This window comes from Caballeronia grimmiae (assembly GCF_000698555.1).
In the GTDB taxonomy this organism is placed as follows: Bacteria; Pseudomonadota; Gammaproteobacteria; order Burkholderiales; family Burkholderiaceae; genus Caballeronia; species Caballeronia grimmiae.
Window position 1 is genome coordinate 109346 of the sequence record NZ_JFHE01000009.1, and the last position, 17272, is coordinate 126617.

Genomic DNA, 17272 nt, shown 5'->3' on the forward strand with positions numbered 1-17272 from the left:
GCTGTGCTTCAATTGTCGCGAGGTATTGGGATGCTATCCATACGTATGACTTCCGCGTACGAAAGGAACCCCGCTAGACAGCACCCTCGTTCACTTCTGCCGACGACGCAGCAAGCGGAAGTGTGAAGAAAAAGCGTGCGCCCCCATGCGCAGACGCGTTGTCAGCGGCAATCGTTCCACCGTGCATTTCGATGATCGAACGCGAAATGGCGAGTCCCATGCCCATGCCGCCCGCCTTCGTCGTGTAGAAGCTCTCGAAAACGCGCTTGACGTTTCCCAGGTCGATGCCCGGCCCGCCGTCCTCAACGGAGCACGTGACCGACGAAGTATCGAGAGCATGCGTCGCGACAGTAATCTGGCCGCCCGTGACCGCTGCGGCCTCCATTGCCTGCATCGCGTTGACGACGAGATTTACGACAACCTGCTGCAACTGCACCCTGTCCACAATTACCACCGGCACACCAGCCGCGCGTTTGCGCACGATGGCGATGCCCCGCTTATGCAACTCGTGATGCAGGAAAAGCAGCGCCTCATCGACGAGCGGATCGAGCGGGGCTGCGACCCGCTTCAATTCACGCCGCGTCGCCATTGCGTGAATGCGATCGACGATCTCGACGGCGCGCTGCGCATCGACCGTAATGTGCTGATTGACAAGCCGGGCTTCCGCGATGTCCGGTTCAGACCGGTCTAGCCATCGGTTGCCGAGCGAGCTGTTCATTCTAATAGCCGCCAGCGGCTGCTTCAGCTCGTGCGCGATGGATGCCGTCAGTTCCCCGAGCATGGAAACGCGGGCCGCGTGGGCGAATTCCGCTTGCAGTTGCTGCAGCAGTTCCTCAGCACGAATGCGCTCTGTCAGATCGACAAGACTGATCAACACCATACCTGATTCTTCGGCGCCACCGGGATGTGCAACTGTCAGCAGTACATCGATGATCCGTCCGTCGAGCGTAGGAAGCTTGGTTTGTTCCTGAAACAGCGATGCGCCGCCGTATCGGCTTTCGAGGACGCGCCGAAAGGTGTCCGGCCGCTCACGCCATAGCCAACGCAGGGGCCCGAGCAACACAGTCCTATCGCGTGCGCCGAACATCTGCGCGGCGTGAATATTGACCTCATCCACACGCAGCAGCTCCATTGCGCTATCGAGCCAGCCAGGATGTTCGTCGATGTAACGGGACACGTCGTACACGCCCTCCGCCCGCAGTTCCGCCAGCAACGTCATGAGCGGTTGGGCATCAACCTGCCATAGCCCAACTGGCATATCGAAGAACAGCGTGCGATATCGATGTTCGCTGCGCGCGAGCGCAGCATGCGCGCGCTTGCGCGTCGTAATGTCCTTCAGCGCGCCGACTACGCGCATCCCCGCGTCAGCATCGACCACCACACGCGCGATGAGTTGAAGATGCCGCACAGAGCCGTCCGGCAGCAATAGCCGACACTCGACATCGAGTGGCTCCCGGTCGCGGGTCGCCCGGTCGAGCACAAGCCGCATATAGGCCGCGTCCTCCGGGTGTACGCGCGCAAGCATCAATGCAATGGTCGGCGTGGTCGTGCCATCGTACTCGAAGATCCGAAAGCTCTCTCTCGACCAAAAAAGCTCGCCGCTTCGCACGTGCCAGTCAAAACTGCCCGTGCTACTCAGCCGCTGCGCTTCTGCAAGCAGCGCTTCGGCATTCTGAAGATCGGCATAGAGCCGCGCGCTTTCCAACGACATCGCCGCTTGCGTAGCAAGCAATCGGAGCATCGCCGTGCGTGCCGGCGTGAACGCGTTCGACGCAAGGTTGTTCTCCAGGTACAGCACGCCGACCAGCCTCGCTTGTTTGATCAGCGGGAGGCATAAGATGGATCGCGACCCGTGGCGCCGGATATAGTCGTCGAGGGAATACGGCGTGACCGCGGACGCATCGTCGAGCAAGAGGCTGTCGGACGCACGGATCACATAGCGCAGCACTGATTCGGGCAGATCCGCCTCCTCGAAACGGATTTTCGGAAGCCGCACGTTCACGCCGTCAGCGCACGTCGCGGCTTCCGCTTCCACAACCAATCCCTTGGGGCGTTTCAGTATCAGCACGCAACGGCTTCCGCCCGCATGTTCGAGTGCGAGCCTCATCAGCGTGTGTATAAGTTCGTTCATATCGAGGCCGCTAAAAAGCGACCGCGACACGCTGACGACCGTGGCAAGGTCGAGCTGCTCACTCGATGTCGAGATGGCGCCGTCGGATTTGAATGCGTCCTGTTGGAGGGCCGTGTAACGCCGCACCAGTTGATCGACCTTGCCGGTTGCACCCCAGCGTTCGTAGCAGGCGCGAGCGTTCAGCATATAGCTATCCGCAATCGTCCCGAGCCCACGCTCTGCGTAGAAGCGCCCGGCCAACTCGTGCGAGAGCCCCTGCAGGTGGATAAAGCCGTGCTCACGGGCCAGGCGCACCGCTTCTTCATAAAGTAGCATCGCTTCCGAATCGCGGCCTTCGACGCGCGCGACTTCCGCGCGAAGAAGCGCATGCCGATGCTGAAAGTTTGCGGGGCAATGCTTCGCCCACAACTCGAATTTGTCACATACGGCATGAACGACGCGGCGCGATTCTGCTTGCTGGTTTTCGTTTTCCGAGGCATCGAGCGCGACGAGCGTCAATGCATGAAAGAAATGGAACGTAGGCTCGATTGGAAGCGCCATCACGGCATTTAGCGTCGACTGCGCTTCGCGTGCGGCCCCGAGGGCTGCACGATAACGTCCATCCATGAAGGCGTGGATCATTCGCATGATGTGGCAGAACGCGATGCCGCAGCCGAAATTCGCCCGCATGACCACTGCTAACGACGCATCGTCATCGAGCGCATGACCCGAGTGGCCTTGCAACGCGGCGACGAAGCCCTGTTGCAGGCGAATTGTCTCGTAGACCGCATCGTTGTGGCTTTGCTGCGCAAATGCTGCGTGCGTTTGGGCAGTGCGTTGAACGTCGGCGAGCGGCGCGCCTTTCTCGATCGTCTGCCACACGGTGGTGAAGGCTAGATAGCCGGCAAAGGCAAGGTCGCCGACATCGAGGCATGCGGCACTAGCGCGCTCGAGAATCGCCAGGTCGGTCGATAAATGACGCCGCCAAAAGTTGATGTGATTGCCGTGCAAATGCAGCAGCTTGCCCTGGAACCGTCGATTGTCGAATCTCTCATTGAGACGCAACGACATCTCGGAGAACTGCACGGCCGAGACGATGTCACCGATGCGCGACACCAAAATCAACGCGTAGTTACCGTACGCGAAGCTTGATTTGTCGGTGTTACCTGCACGTAGAGACAGGTTGACCGCCTTCAGCGTAACGAGCGGATAGAACGCCGGACGGGCGATGAAAGCGCAAGGCATCGATTCGACCAAAAGATCCACGATGGTTCGGGCCGCATCATCCGATGCGACCGGTGCATCGACAAGCCGATCGATGGCGCGTCCCGCCAGGTTGGCAGCAACGTCACGCAGCTCCGCCTCGAATTGCAGCGCGGCGCCTTCGTCGTCGGACGGCAGCAGCACGCCGAATTCGCGCAACGCCTCGCGCGCCACGTCAAAGCTCTCATCGTATCGCCCCGCAACCTGGTACAGCTCCATGCGCAAGGCATGAACCCGTGCGCGATACAGATTGGAACGCGCGCGGCCCAGGATCGTGTCGAACAACGCATCCGCGTCGGCAAAATCAGCCATAACGAACTGGCATTCGGCGAACGCCAGATACAGATCAAAGGTGCCATCGTAGTCGCGCGACCAGGCATTCTCGGCAATCAGAGCTACGCCGTTAGAGAGATAGTTACGCGCCGACGCAAAAGCAGCGGAGTTCATTGCCCGCCGTCCTGCCGCGAAGTTCAAGGCAACAGTGTGCTGGCGCTCCGCTTCATCCGTCATAAGCGACGCACCACGATTCAGGTGGTTGACGATATCGAAAATGGCCGGATCCGCCGCATCAGCCGGTGCCTCGGATGCGAGGGCCCGGCCGAGCTGTAAATGCGCCGCAGGTCGGTCTGCCTCCGGAATCAGCGCATACGCGGCTTCCTGGACGCGATCGTGCGCGAACATGAACGCGTCCCCGACGCGGTGCAGCAGGCCCGCATTCACAGCATCCCAGAGCTTCATATCCACGGATGCCCTTGGCTCATCACGTGTCCGTGCCAACGCGTCCAGGTTCGCGATATTGCCCAGTATGGCGAGCTGACTTAGAACCTCCCGCGTGGCATGCGGCAAGCGGTATAGTTTGGCCGCCATCAGATCGGCGACGTTGTCGGTCAATTCTCTATCGCGAATTCGCGGCAGGCTCCATGTCCAAATGCCGGCCTGATGATCGAACACGATGAGACCGTCGTCGGCAAGCGCGGTGAGAAACTGAACCAGGTAAAAAGGGTTGCCGCCCGTCTTCTCGTGGACAAGCTCGGCAAGCGGCGCAGCCGTTGCGGCCGGACAGCGCAGCAAATCGCCAACGAACTCCGCAGCACTTGTCATGCTCAACGGCAACAGCTCTAACAGATGCGGTTTCGAGCCAGCTTTGCGGATGTCATCGATCATCGTTGCGAGCCGGACTTGCGAACCCGCCTCGTTGTCCCGATAAGCGCCAATCAGCAGCATGTTCCGAACGTCGCGGTGCGTGGCCAAATGCACGAAGAAATCGAGCGTGGCAGCGTCGTGCCATTGCAGATCGTCGACGAACAACACGAGAGGATGCCCAGGCTGCGCGAATACGCCCAGGAAGCGTCGAAACGCGATATACAGGCGGTTGCGCGCATCGTCCGGTGACAAGTCCGGAACCGCGGGCTGCTCCCCGATGATCAGCGCCAATTCGGGGACGAGATCAAGCATCAGCCGGCCGTTGGGCGCAAGCGCCTCCGTCAGCGCGTGCTGCCATTGTTCGAGTTCCCTGTCGCCGCTAACGAGCAGGTTGCGCACAAGCGACTGAAACGCTTGCACGAGCGGCACGTAGGGCGTGTCGGCGCGGTACTGATCGAACTTGCCAGATGCAAACACGGGGCGTGCGCCCGCGAGCGCGCTCTGCAAATGGCTCACCATCGAGGACTTGCCGACGCCTGCATAGCCCGACAAGAAAACGATTTGAGTATCGCCCTGAGTCGCTACCTGGTCGAACGTCCCGATGAGCTGGTCGATCTGCGCATCCCGGCCATGAAGTTTCTCTGGAATTCGTATCCGGTACGATGCGTCACGCGTGCCGAGCGCGAACGGTGCGATCGCATGCTGAGTCTCCCACTCCGATAGGCAACGTAGCAGATCGACGTGCACCCCTGTTGCTGTCTGATAGCGGTCCTCCGGGTTCTTTGCCAGCAACTTTTCTACGATGTGCTCGACAACTAACGGCAAGTCTTGCACGCGCTCCGACGGCGGCACCGGACGGCGAGCGACATGACAATGAATCCATTCGATAGGGTCGGACGCGGAGAATGGCGGCGTGCCCGTAAGCATCTCATAGCAGACCACGCCGAACGAATATAGATCGCTTCGTTCATCGGGAGGCCGGTTCATACGGCCAGTCTGTTCGGGTGCCATGTACATCAGGGTGCCCCGAATCAGCGTGGAAGATACGGCCGCATCACGCTCAATCCGCGACATAGCCGCAATCCCGAAACCGGTAAGACGCACGTTGTCGCTCGCATCGACCAGCACGTTCGCGGGCTTGATGTCTTTGTGCAAGATGCCGCGTGCGTGCGCCCGCGCGATTGCTTGTGCGAGGCTCGCGGCGATGCGCAGGAACCGCGGAAGCGCTAAAGGTCGATTGAGCAAGCGACTCAACGGCGCACCGCCACTGTCGTCGAGAATGAGCACGGGCGGCACATGGCTGAGGTCGAGTGCCAGCGGCTGTGCAGCCCACTCCGGATCGAGCAACGATGCAAGGCCGTACTCGCGTTCGAGCCGACTGATGCTGTGCGACGCTGGCTTCGCAGCCACAAGCGCTAGCACGGAGCCCGGAGCGCCGGGTTTGCGCGCGCGGCAAAGCAGCATGTCACCATCGTCATGCAGCGGCTCTAGCGAAAAGCCAGTCAGATCCATTCGAGGCGCTCCTCATCTCGCTGATATCCGGCAAGCGCGATGCACACCTGTACTCTTGTGCGGGTCACATCGCTCACTAAACCGGACACAGGCTAGCATGGGAAGCGCTACCAACCTCAAAGCCCTGCCCCGCGCAGCAACTAACGCCAGAGTGTGCCTGTATAGTGCCCGAGTCGCGCTTCGACGTCGTACTCCTTCTGCAGGCCCAGTTTCATCAACTGGCCGATCTTTTCTTGCGCGGCCGGCCGTCCGACCGACGCAATGAACGCATCCCACTCCGGCGCAACCGCAGAGTCTGGCGGCAGCGTCTGTGCGTTGACAAGCTGCTTGATGGCACCGAGCGATTGCTTATCGAATAAACTGATGCGCGTCGCAAGACCGTCGACAAATGCGTCGAGTTCGCCGTCGGGCAGCGAGCGGTTGACATACCCGTAGCGTTCAGCGAGTGGACCATCGACGTCGTTTCCGCTCGTCAACACTTCGAGTGCGCGGCCCCGTCCGATCAACCGCGATAGACGCGTCATTGGACCACCTCCCGGCACGAGCGCGGCGCCGATTTCCCATTGCGACAGCAACGCATGCTCGTTGCTGGCGAAGCGCATATCGCTCGCAAGCGCCAGCTCACTGCCGACGCCCGACGCACGCCCGCGAATTTTCGCAATCGAGATGACAGAAGCACGCCCGATGCGCGCCAGCATGTCCGGCAGCGGCGGCATGCCTGTCGGGCCGGGCGGCAGATTCACCGTCACTTCGAGCGGAGGGACGAAGTCGTAATGGGTGAGGAAGAAGTCAGGCACAGCGCTGTCGAAAACCACCACCTTCAGATGGGGGTCGTTTTCGAGTGCCGTCACCACCGCGCCCAGTTGTGGCATCGTATCCGGCCCGAAAATGTTGAATGGTGGACGATCGAAGACTACTCGCCAATATGAAGCGCTGCGACGTTCTACCTTGATCTGCGCATCGGCGCTCTCTTGATTCATGTCGCTCTCCGGGAAGTGAATATCCGATTCGGTCACTCGGGCTATCTGTGCAGCACGTCTAACAGATCTCGCGCTACCGCTTGCGAGGACGCTGGATTCTGGCCCGTGATGAGACGGCCGTCGATGATCGACAGCGCTTGCCAGTCAGCGACTTTTTCAAAGCGGCCGCCTAGACGTTTCAGTTCATCTTCGACGAGGAACGGTACGACATGCGTGAGTTGCACCGCCTCTTCCTCCGAGTTCGTGAAGCCCGAGACGCGCCTTCCTTTAACCAGTGGCTCGCCATCGAATCTGACGTGGCGCAACACACCGGGCGAATGGCACACGAACGCCACCGGTTTGCCCGCGTTATAAAAGCGCTCGATCAGCGCGACAGAGATCGGATCCTCAGCAAGGTCCCACAAGGGCCCGTGACCACCGGGATAGAAAACAGCGTCGTACTTGTCCGGATCGATGTCCGCCAGTACGGTCGTGTTGGCAAGCACGTGCTGCGCGGCAACATCACGCTTGAAGCGCTCGGTCAGGTCCGTCTTGCCTTCAGGCGTATCGCTTTTCGGATCGATGGGCGGCTGTCCGCCTTTGGGAGAGCACACCGTAACCTCGATTCCCGCATCGAGAAAGGTGTAGTACGGCGCAGCAAATTCCTCAAGCCAGAAGCCAGTCTTCCTACCCGTGTCGCCGAGTTCGTCATGCGATGTCATTACCATCAGTATCTTCATGGTCGCACCGAGGCCAATGAGATTTGTCTTGCCACGTGATGCCGTGGTTACACCAATATACGTTCACAATTGCGGACCGGAGGGCCGCTCTATACCAACGTATTAGGTCTTAATGACATCGCTGGATCGAGTCGTCGACGCGTCTGATCGGGAATTGGGTCATCTGTGAAAACTCGCGAATTGGCCCTGCAAATATCTGCTAAAGTTAGACGGCAATTCAGCAGTATCAGTAAGATCGTTTTTGTCGCGGCGCCGCTAGGCGGAGCACCAAAACAGTACTCGCTTGCGACCGCTCACCGCTTCACGACCCCCGCTACGTTCAGCAAGCAAATGCGACCGCCTTGAACCGGTTCTTCTATCGTCTGACGTTCGCACAAAGAAATGATCGGAACGTAGTGTTGCGATGTTCGTTAATCACCCTGAGTGGAGAAATGATGAGCCCTCGTTTCGATACGAACTTGGACCGCAGAATGCCAGAGAGCGAGACGTCCATCGTCTATGTCATCGACGATGACGAATCGATTCGTTTTACTCTTCAGAGCCTCGTGCGGTCCGTCGGGCTGCGCGTCCAGACCTTCGAATCGCCCACCGCTTTTCTTGCTTGGCCTAAGGACGATGTGCCAAGTTGTCTCGTGCTTGATGTGCGTCTGCAGGGCGAAAGCGGCCTTGGTTTCCAGGAAGACATGGCGCAACTGGGCCTGCACATACCAATCATTTTCATGACCGCATACGCTGACGTTGAAATGACGGTCACTGCAATGAAAGCCGGGGCGCTGGATTTTTTTCAAAAGCCGTTTCGTGATCAAAACATGCTTGATGCGATCGCGCACGCCCTGAAGGGTGATGCGCAACGCCTGGCAGGCGAACAGGCGCAGGCCGGCGTTTTTGCCGCGTACGGATCGCTGACGGTGCGCGAGAAGGAAGTGATGAAGTATGTAGTCGCGGGCTTGCTGAATAAGCAGATCGCTTACGAAATGAATCTCAGCGAGGTCACCGTAAAGATCCATCGCGGACAGGTAATGAAGAAGATGGCCGCGCGGAGCTTGCCCGATCTTGTCCGGAAAGCAGAGTCGCTCCATGAAACTTCCGCCCGGTCAGTACCAGCTCGCCTCGGATCCGTGCTTAACGCTGCACGCAACGACGATGCGGCCGGCTTGCGCGTCGTGCGTAGTGTCGAACGCCTGCGGCGCGCGCCACGTACATCTTGAAGCGACTCGCGAGTCACAGACTCACTGCCCGGCGCACGGCATTTGCGAAGGCCCCGGGGGCTTCCTGCGGCAAGCTGTGGCCGATACCTCCGCTGATGTTCCGATGCACGTACTTGCCGATGAACACAATGCGACGGTGTCTATGTTGTCCATTGCGCGCCGCATTCGGCGATTGGAAACGAGTGCTGCCATATCCCCGAAGGAAAGCCACCGGATACACGGCGGCGTTGCGGATGGATATCATCGGTCATGGCGAGGACTCTGTCGGATGCAGGGCGCAGCGTTTTCGTCAGCAGGAGAAGTGTAGGACAACACATTAGTGCGCGCACTCATACGATCGTATGCAGCGCAATCGCTCCGCCCGCTCCAACTCATTCAGGATGTGACGGCGCCCTCGCGGCGCAGTTTCTCAACTATGAAATCGACAAACACCTTCACGCGCAGAGACAGATAGCGTGCATGGGGATACAGCAGGACGAACGGACGGGACGCGCCGCCGCGATCTTTAAGTACCTCCACGAGCCGCCCGGCCCGAAGGTCCTCGTCGACGACGAAGCGATAGGTCTGAAACAATCCTGCCCCGCTGCGCACGAGCGTAACCCCGGAGAGGGCATCCCCAGATGTGCGGTACGTCCCGCGCGTGATCGACTCGACTTCACGTGCTCCGTCGTTAAATGCCCACGAAAGGTCCCGGCCGCTGCTCGGCATCTCAAACTGAATGCATTCGTGCGACGCAAGGTCGTCGATAGACTTCGGCACTCCCGCACGGCGCAAGTATGAGGGCGATGCGACCACGACCAGTTCGGCATCTTCCAGCTTGCGCGCGATGAGGCTGGAGTCATCCGGAGCGCGGCCCCGGATCGCGAGGTCGAATCCCTCATCGGCGAAGTCGATGTTCCGGTTGCTCAAATGCGCTTCGATGCGAACATCCGGATAACGCTCGCGAAAAGCAGGCAGCAAAGGCAGCAGCCGATAGTGCCCGTACGGTGTGGGTACGCTGATTCGCAGTACGCCGGCCGGAGTGCGCTGCTGCCCTGTCGCTTCACGTTCCGCCTCCACCAGTTGAGATAAGGCATCTCGACATTGCTCGTAGTAACGTCGGCCTGAATCGGTAAGCCTGATTTGGCGCGTGGTTCGGACAAACAGTCGTACGCCCAGTCGTTCTTCCAGCCGCGAAACGGAGCGGCTCACTGCAGCGGGCGTGACGCTTGCCGCGTTGGCCGCGAGCGTGAAGCTGCCGGCTTCCGCCGCAAGACAGAACAACTCGATACTGCCTAGCAGAAGGTCATCAAATCTTCGTTGCATAGTCTAAGTTCGGCACTAGCCGCAAGAAATGTGATTGTTGCATTGGTCAAGACTGCATCGGGTTAATTGAGATTTGCGTGTGGGTCAACTACGGTAAGTATGTCGTGAAGTAAGGTAAGTGACACGCTGTGCTCATTAACCCCGAAGGAGAAGCGTATGTCTGTCGCACAGAAACTGGCCGGCCTCGGCCTCGCTTTGCCGGAACCGCCCCAACCACTCGGAAGCTATCGCGCCGTAAGCGAAGCCGGCGACTTGCTTTTCATTTCCGGGCAAGTCCCACTTGCCGACGGCAAGATGGCATACACCGGCCGCGTCGGCGAGCAGCTCACAGTGGAAGACGGCCGACGCGCCGCCCAACTGACCGCCCTCAACGTCCTTGCACAGATCGAGCGGCATCTTGGCGGCTTCGATCGCTTGAGTCACATCGTACGCGTCGAAGGTCATGTAAGTTCCGCCGATGGCTTCCACGGTCAGCCCGCGGTGCTGGATGGTGCGTCTGACCTCTTTGCCGCCGTACTCGGAGACAAGGCGGGGCACGCCAGGTCTGCCTTTTCGCATTCGCAACTGCCCGCCAACGCTGCAGTCGTGCTCGTGGTGATTGCACAGGTTCTCCCGGCCTAAAGGCGTGGGCCGCATTTGTGACACCGGCGCAAAACTGTTGATATGCGCCGTGCCTTCGAATGCGGCACTGGAACGCCTACATTGATGTCAACCGGAACGCCGCGCACGTGCGCTTCCGACAGTCAATCAATGAACCACGAACTGGAGCAATCGAAATGAATCAGCAAACGAAGGTTGTTGTCGTCACAGGTGCTTCGCAAGGCATTGGAGCGGAAATTGTCAAAGCCCTTCGCGCTCGCGACTACCGCGTCGTCGCGACCGCGAGGTCCATCCAACCGTCCGACGATCCCAATGTTGTCACCGTAGCGGGAGACATCAGCGACGCTGCAACCGCGCAGCGGGTGATCTCGCAGGCGGTCGAGCGCTTCGGTCGCGTCGATACGCTGGTGAACAACGCGGGCATTTTCATCGCCAAGCCTTTCACGGCTTATGAAGAAGAGGACTATGCGGCGGTCATAGGCGTGAACGTATCCGGCTTCTTCAACATCACGCAGCGTGCGGTCGCGCAAATGGAAAAACAGGGCAGCGGGCATGTTGTCAGCATCACGACGAGTCTCGTCGATCATCCAATTAGCGGCGTACCGTCTGTGCTGGCTTCGCTGAGCAAGGGTGGCATCGCTGCTGCAACGCGGTCGCTGGCGATCGAATATGCGAAACGCGGGATTCGTGCCAACGCGGTATCGCCGGGCATCATCAAATCGCCGATGCATCCGGAGGAAACGCATGCGGCGCTCAATGCGCTTCATCCGGTCGGACATATGGGTGAAATGCGCGACGTCGTCGACGCCGTCTTGTTCCTCGACGATGCGTCATTCGTCACGGGCGAAATCCTGCACGTCGATGGCGGACAAAGCGCGGGCCATTAGGAGCTAACGAAGCAAGCCGCCCGCGAACTGTTGTTGTGGAGCGCGCACCGTCCGGCGAGCAATGGGCGTTCGCACCGAGTTGCGGAAGAATGCCTGCCGTCGGACGGCGATTCTCCAACCATGCCGCCGTGGCTAGACTGTATTCAATGACGATCCCGAGCCAGCGAGCACCCGCTCAACTGTGACTTCCAAGCCCGCTGCCCCGACCCAACGCCACACGCGTTGCAGCCGACACCCATCGACTCGCTCGTCATTCCAGCCGGGTTCGACCGCTCCACGGCGCCGGCCTTGGTGAATGGCTAGTCGGAACTCGCATGTGGCGATGGGATCGCCTCAAGCCGGCGAAGCATCGAGCGCTTCGTCTTGCCGCGCCCTGTTCCACAGCACGAGTTCTTCGGCTGGGATAGCCGGTGCGAACAGGAAGCCCTGCAACTCATCGCAGCCGATCTTGCGCAATACCTGCGCTTGATGGCCGGTTTCCACACCTTCGGCCACCACACGCAAACCAAGCTCATGCCCAAGATCGACGATCGCCTTGACGATGGCAAGATCAGCGGACGCGTCGAGCATGTCTCGCACAAACGCGCGGTCGATCTTCAGACGGTCGAGCGGAATCCGGTTCAGATAGCTGAGACTCGAGTAGCCGGTGCCAAAGTCGTCGAGCGAGAGCTTGACGCCTAGCCCGCGAATCGCGTGAATCGCTTGGGCGTAGTGTTCGGCGCCATCCATGAGAACCGTCTCGGTGATTTCGAGTTCCAGGCAATGTGGCGGTACGCCATGCGCGAGCAGACTCTTGGCAAGCGCCGCAACGAGCTCCGGCTCGCGTAGCTGGATCGCCGAAATGTTGACGGACGCGCGTATTTCGAGGCCCGCTTCGTCGCGCCAGGCGGCAAGCTGCCGGCACGCTTCCTCGATCACCCACGCGCCAATGGAAACGATGAGGCGCGTGTCCTCCGCCACCGGGATAAACACCGCCGGACCGATTTCACCCAGTACCGCGCTCTTCCAGCGCAGCAGTCCTTCGACGCTCGCGAGCGCACCGGACCGCGCTTCGAGGCATGGCTGCCACTCGAGCCGCAACTCGCTGAACTCAATAGCCGTCCGCAAACACGTTTCCAGCGTGAGCCGATGACGCGCCTGTTCGGCCATGTCGGCCGAGAAAAACTTGACCTGGTTTCGGCCGGCAGACTTGGCCTGATACATCGCGGCGTCGGCGTTCTGCATCAACGTATCGATGTCTTCGCCATCATCCGGGTACAGTGCGACGCCGATGCTGCTCGCAACCTGGAGTGTCAACCCGCTCACTTCATGCGCTTCGCGAAGCAGCGGGAGTAGCCGCTGTTCGATGCTGCGCGCCACTTCGCTCGCGTGACCGACTCCGTTGAGCAGTACCGTGAACTCGTCTCCGCCCAGGCGGCTCACGGTGTCGTCGGTGCCGACCGCATTGAGCAGGCGTCGCGACACGGATCGCAACAAGCCGTCACCGATGTGATGTCCGAGCGAATCGTTGATGTTCTTGAAACGGTCGAGATCGATGAACAGCACCGCAACGCGCTGCCGCGTTCGCTGCGCTGCTGCAATGGCGACCCCGAGTTTCGCGGCAAAGAGCGCACGGTTGGGCAATTCGGTGAGCACGTCGTGCTGCGCGAGAAACTGAATGCGCGCTTCGCTCTTCTTGCGGTCCGTGATGTCGATAAGCGTGCAGATGTAATGCGATACGGTGCCGCGCTTGTCGTGTACTGCGCTGATCATGAGCCACGCCGGATAGTCACCGCCCTCGCGGCGGCTTATCTGCGCCTCGCCGTGCCACGTGCTGCTGCGCCCGACGCGTTGCAAGAGGTTACCCAGCGGGCCGTTTTCGTCGTCCTGCGCCTGCGAGTCGATGAAGGCCGGCGGCTTGCCCGCCACGTCGTCGATCCGATAACCAGTCGCGCGAAAGAATGAAGGATTCGCAGTGAGCAGACGCGCCTCTGCGTTCAGAATGACGATCGCCTCGGACGATGCCTCGAACACCTTGCCCCACAGTTCCAGCCGCTGCTCCATGAGCTTGATCTGATTGATCGGTGTGAAGGCGGTGAGAATGGCGTCGCGTCCCTGGAAGGCGAGACGGCGCGCCGACAGCATCGCCCAGCTCGGCTGAGAGGTGGCTTTCCAGTGAACTTCGAATTCGTCGATGGCTTCGCGGTCGGAAAGTTGCTGAAAGAAGCGCGCGCGGGTGGCGGAGTCGAGGCCCTGGGCCCACGGATCGGTGCTGCTTCCATTGAGCCAGAAGAGTCCCGGAGCATTGGCGTGCAATACCTCGTGGCCGGGAATAGCGGTGACGACCATCGGCACGGGCGTGGCTTCGACGAGCGCTGATTGCGCGGCTGACGCACGGGCGGTCGCCGCCAGTTCCTTCTGCACGACGCGTTCGCGGTCCAGCTGCGCAAGCATTTCGTTGAAGCCGCGCACGAGTTGGCCGATCTCGTCCTGACTGTCCCAGTCGGCGCGCTTCGTGTGGTCGCCGGTACGGCGCACCACATCCATTACGCGCGCGAGTTTGCGTAGCGGCGACGAAATCTGCTGCGCGACGCAATAGACCAGTGTCAGGATGGCGCACAGCAGAAAAAGCGCCGTGCCCAAATGCAGCCACATGCGCGAAAACAGGGCTTGCACGCGCGCATGCAGCAGGCCGTCGAGCTGCTCGCCGGTATCGCGCCAGAGGTCGTCTACGCTTTGAACGAGCGCTTGCTGCGCGCTGTCGACGGTCATCAGCACCGCTGCATCCGGCGCCACGTTGTCCTCCACCACCACGCGCGCCGCATGCCTGAATGCCTCGACGGCAGTGCGCATACGATCGAACGACGGGGTGAGCGTGCGCTCGAATTGACGATTGGCCGCGCCGGCCTCGGCGTAGTCCGACCGCAAACCCTGCATGACGCCGTCGAGCTGCCCTTCCAAGACCAGATAGCGGGAACGCACTTCCTCTCGCGAGCGCACGTGAACGCCGTCGTGCAGATGGCGGCCGATGCCGTTCACCGCAGTCAGCAGTGCGGGATAGCGCAAGATCGAGAGCGACATCGCGTAGTAGCTGTCGAGATCCGGGTCGAGAATCAGGTTCGACTGATTACCGATGCGCGTTATCAGATCACGAGAGGCGGTCAGCGCCCGGTCCGTCGACGCGATCCTGAGTTCGCGTTCGAGCGCCATCGTCTGCAAAGCGGTTCGCAGCGCGTTGCTGGGCTCTGCGCTTCCCATCTGCGCGCCGTATTGCTGCTCGGCAAGGATGAGCCTGTCGACCTCCGCATCGAGTTGCGCCGGCGTCGGCGGTTTGCCCGCGCCCGCCATTGCGATGGACGTGATGCTATGTTCCACCTCGTGAACATACGCGTTGCCAACGATCTCCTTGTTCGAAAAATCAATCGCCAGATACTTTTCGTGAATCAGAATCCCGCTGATGTAGATCACCGCGCTGAGATCGAGCAGGTAGATGAGCAACAACTTGTGCCCCACGCGCAAACGCGCGAGCAGCTTGAAGAAAGGATTCCGTTTCATGGGCGAGACGTTTGGAGACGTGCGAGAAAAGTCATGCAGGCGGGCGCGTACAGGGCAGCGAATGGCCACCCACGATCATGTTCGCCCACCTATCTATTACGCCTCTTACGGCTCGCCAAAATTAACCTTTAATTAAAATCTTAGTGCGCCGATTAGCCCCGAAGAAGTGCATGGCCATGCACGCGTTTAGTGCCATAAAGTCAGTCTCAGCGCACCATCTCGGGATGGCGAGACTCATGAACAGCACTAAGCGACTCTTGCTTGTTCATCGATCTGAACCGGTTGCGATAATCGACCGGACTAATCTGCAGACGGCGCAGGAACGTGCGCCGAAATTTGTCGGTGTCCTCGAAGCCGCATCGGTGTGCGATGACTCTTAGCGGCAAGTCCGTGGCTTCCAGGTAGCGCCGCGCGGCATCGATACGCGCATTGGCGAGATAAGTCATCGGCGTGATGCCGCAATCCTTGGCGAAGATGCGCGAGAGATTGCGCGCGCTCATATGCACGCGTTCCGCGAGCGACGCTACCGTATGATCCACATGCAGGTTATCCAACATGAATTGCTGGACCTCGATAGTCTGCGAACCAGGCGAAGCCTGCGTTTCCAGCAGTGGACTGAACTGGGACTGCCCGCCCGAGCGCCGCAGATAGACGATCAAATATTTCGCGACATCGAGCGCCATTTGCCGGCCGAAATCGTCTTCGATCATCGCGAGCGACAGGTCGATGCCCGCCGTGACACCGGCCGTCGTGTAGATGCTGCCGTCGCGAACGAAGATATGATCCGGCTCGATGCGCGCCTTCGGAAAAGTGCTGGCGAGCCGGGGCACATCCATCCAGTGAGTCGTCACGAGTTTGTTGTCGAGCAGCCCCGCCGAGCCGAGGGCGAACAACCCGTTGCAGATAGCGGACACGCGGCGGCACTGCCGATGCTGCGCGCGCAGCCAGGTGCTCAGCGCCGGGTCGTCGAAGGCGTCGAAGATGCCGAGCCCGCCCGGCACGATGATGGTGTCGAACTCCGGGCACGGATCGAAGATGGTACGGTCCGGCACGGTCGTCAGGCCGCTCGACGACTGGACGGTGCCGCGCGTCGTGCCGACCATCATCATTTCGTACTCGCACTCGCCTGAACTCAGCACCTTGACTTCGGCGAACGCATCCTTCGGCCCGGCGATGTCGAGCAGTTGAAATCCAGGAAAGACGAGCATTCCGACCTTGATGCGTTTCATCGCGGATATCCGGATCCTCTGAGAACAGGCTTGCTCATGGGCATGCCTCGACGCGCGCGCGCCGCGCCGGGCAGCGTCATGCGTTCTGCCGCCACACCGAACGCGGCGCCGATGACCGTCCAGATAATCGCCTGCATGCCGATCGACGCCACCCGGAACTGCCACAGCAACGAGGCGGGAAACTCGGCGGGCACTTCGTCGATAGCCGGCAACAGCGCGAGCATCGCAGCAGTCATGACCATGAAAGCGAGCAGACCGGCGAGCGTCGCGTTTGCATCGCCCCACTTGCGCGAGAGGAGTTGGCGCAAAGCTATCGACAGCAGTGTAATGGCGACGGAAATCCCCATGCAGAAAAAATAAAGCGCGGTGCGAACGCCGATGGTTTCCGGGGCGCCCACCGAAGGCGGATTCGCCGGATATTTTAGCGCCGGCTGCACCACCAAGGCGGTGAAAGCCGCGAGCGCAAGCCATGCCGCAAGCGGCCGCGCGCCCATGCTCCCCGCCCGTCCCCACGCATAAGCAAAGCACAACGCAAAGAGGCCACCGAATGCAGCGCCGTACGCGAGTACGCCGGTCAGCAAGCCCACGCCCGCTTGCGTTTCACGACTGACGATTTGAGACTCCGGTGCATCGCCGGCGTGAGCGTGCTCGTGGGCTTCACGGACCTCGAAAGCGATCGCGCGTTCGACCTGCGGCTCGCCCGCCACGCGCGCGAAGCAGAACGCCAGCAGTCCCGCGATGAGGCCCACGAGCATGCCGCGCATCAACAGTTTGCCGACCAT

At 60.5% G+C, this 17272-nt stretch carries 10 protein-coding genes and 1 pseudogene; 3 read left to right on the top strand and 8 right to left on the bottom strand.

Annotated features, from left to right (window positions below):
• Positions 1-73: 73 nt before the first annotated feature.
• The 3 genes from BG57_RS12540 to BG57_RS12550 form a co-directional block, all read right to left on the bottom strand.
• Positions 74-6028, bottom strand: a complete 5955-nt coding sequence (locus BG57_RS12540) for an AAA family ATPase (protein ID WP_035963426.1) — start codon at positions 6026-6028, stop codon at positions 74-76.
• Between the two features lie 140 nt (positions 6029-6168).
• On the bottom strand, positions 6169-7008 hold the full coding sequence (locus BG57_RS12545; protein WP_035963428.1) for an enoyl-CoA hydratase/isomerase family protein: 840 nt from the start codon (positions 7006-7008) through the stop codon (positions 6169-6171).
• Positions 7009-7049: 41 nt separating this feature from the next.
• Entirely contained in the window at positions 7050-7727 is a 678-nt protein-coding gene (locus BG57_RS12550) for a type 1 glutamine amidotransferase domain-containing protein (RefSeq protein ID WP_035963429.1), read from the bottom strand.
• A 470-nt stretch (positions 7728-8197) separates the two neighbouring features.
• Here BG57_RS12550 and BG57_RS12555 point away from each other — a divergent pair, with 470 nt between their 5' ends.
• Positions 8198-8935, top strand: coding sequence for a response regulator transcription factor (locus tag BG57_RS12555; protein ID WP_308743678.1), 738 nt, complete (start codon positions 8198-8200; stop codon positions 8933-8935).
• A 13-nt stretch (positions 8936-8948) separates the two neighbouring features.
• On the opposite strand, the pseudogene BG57_RS33760 reads toward BG57_RS12555, so the two are convergent.
• Together BG57_RS33760 and BG57_RS12560 are read right to left on the bottom strand one after the other, a co-directional pair.
• Positions 8949-9059: pseudogene (locus tag BG57_RS33760) on the bottom strand (alpha/beta hydrolase); the annotation flags it as partial.
• A gap of 251 nt (positions 9060-9310) precedes the next feature.
• On the bottom strand, positions 9311-10240 hold the full coding sequence (locus BG57_RS12560; protein WP_035963430.1) for a LysR family transcriptional regulator: 930 nt from the start codon (positions 10238-10240) through the stop codon (positions 9311-9313).
• A gap of 156 nt (positions 10241-10396) precedes the next feature.
• Between BG57_RS12560 and BG57_RS31550 the strand changes: the two genes are divergently transcribed.
• Both BG57_RS31550 and BG57_RS12570 read left to right on the top strand, forming a co-directional pair.
• On the top strand, positions 10397-10861 hold the full coding sequence (locus BG57_RS31550; RefSeq protein WP_075583127.1) for a RidA family protein: 465 nt from the start codon (positions 10397-10399) through the stop codon (positions 10859-10861).
• A 155-nt stretch (positions 10862-11016) separates the two neighbouring features.
• The gene (locus BG57_RS12570; protein ID WP_035963433.1) at positions 11017-11727 is read left to right on the top strand and encodes an SDR family NAD(P)-dependent oxidoreductase; all 711 of its coding nucleotides are present in this window, start codon (positions 11017-11019) and stop codon (positions 11725-11727) included.
• Positions 11728-12060: 333 nt separating this feature from the next.
• On the opposite strand, the gene BG57_RS12575 is transcribed toward BG57_RS12570, so the two are convergent.
• The 3 genes from BG57_RS12575 to BG57_RS12585 form a co-directional block, all read right to left on the bottom strand.
• Positions 12061-15261 carry a bifunctional diguanylate cyclase/phosphodiesterase gene (locus BG57_RS12575; RefSeq protein ID WP_035963436.1) on the bottom strand — a complete coding sequence of 1067 codons (3201 nt, stop codon included), beginning with the start codon at positions 15259-15261 and terminating at the stop codon, positions 12061-12063.
• 206 nt (positions 15262-15467) lie between these two features.
• On the bottom strand, positions 15468-16490 hold the full coding sequence (locus tag BG57_RS12580) for a GlxA family transcriptional regulator (protein ID WP_035963438.1): 1023 nt from the start codon (positions 16488-16490) through the stop codon (positions 15468-15470).
• Positions 16487-17272, bottom strand: a complete 786-nt coding sequence (locus BG57_RS12585; protein WP_035963440.1) for a CbtA family protein — start codon at positions 17270-17272, stop codon at positions 16487-16489. Before BG57_RS12585 ends, BG57_RS12580 begins: the two co-directional genes overlap by 4 nt.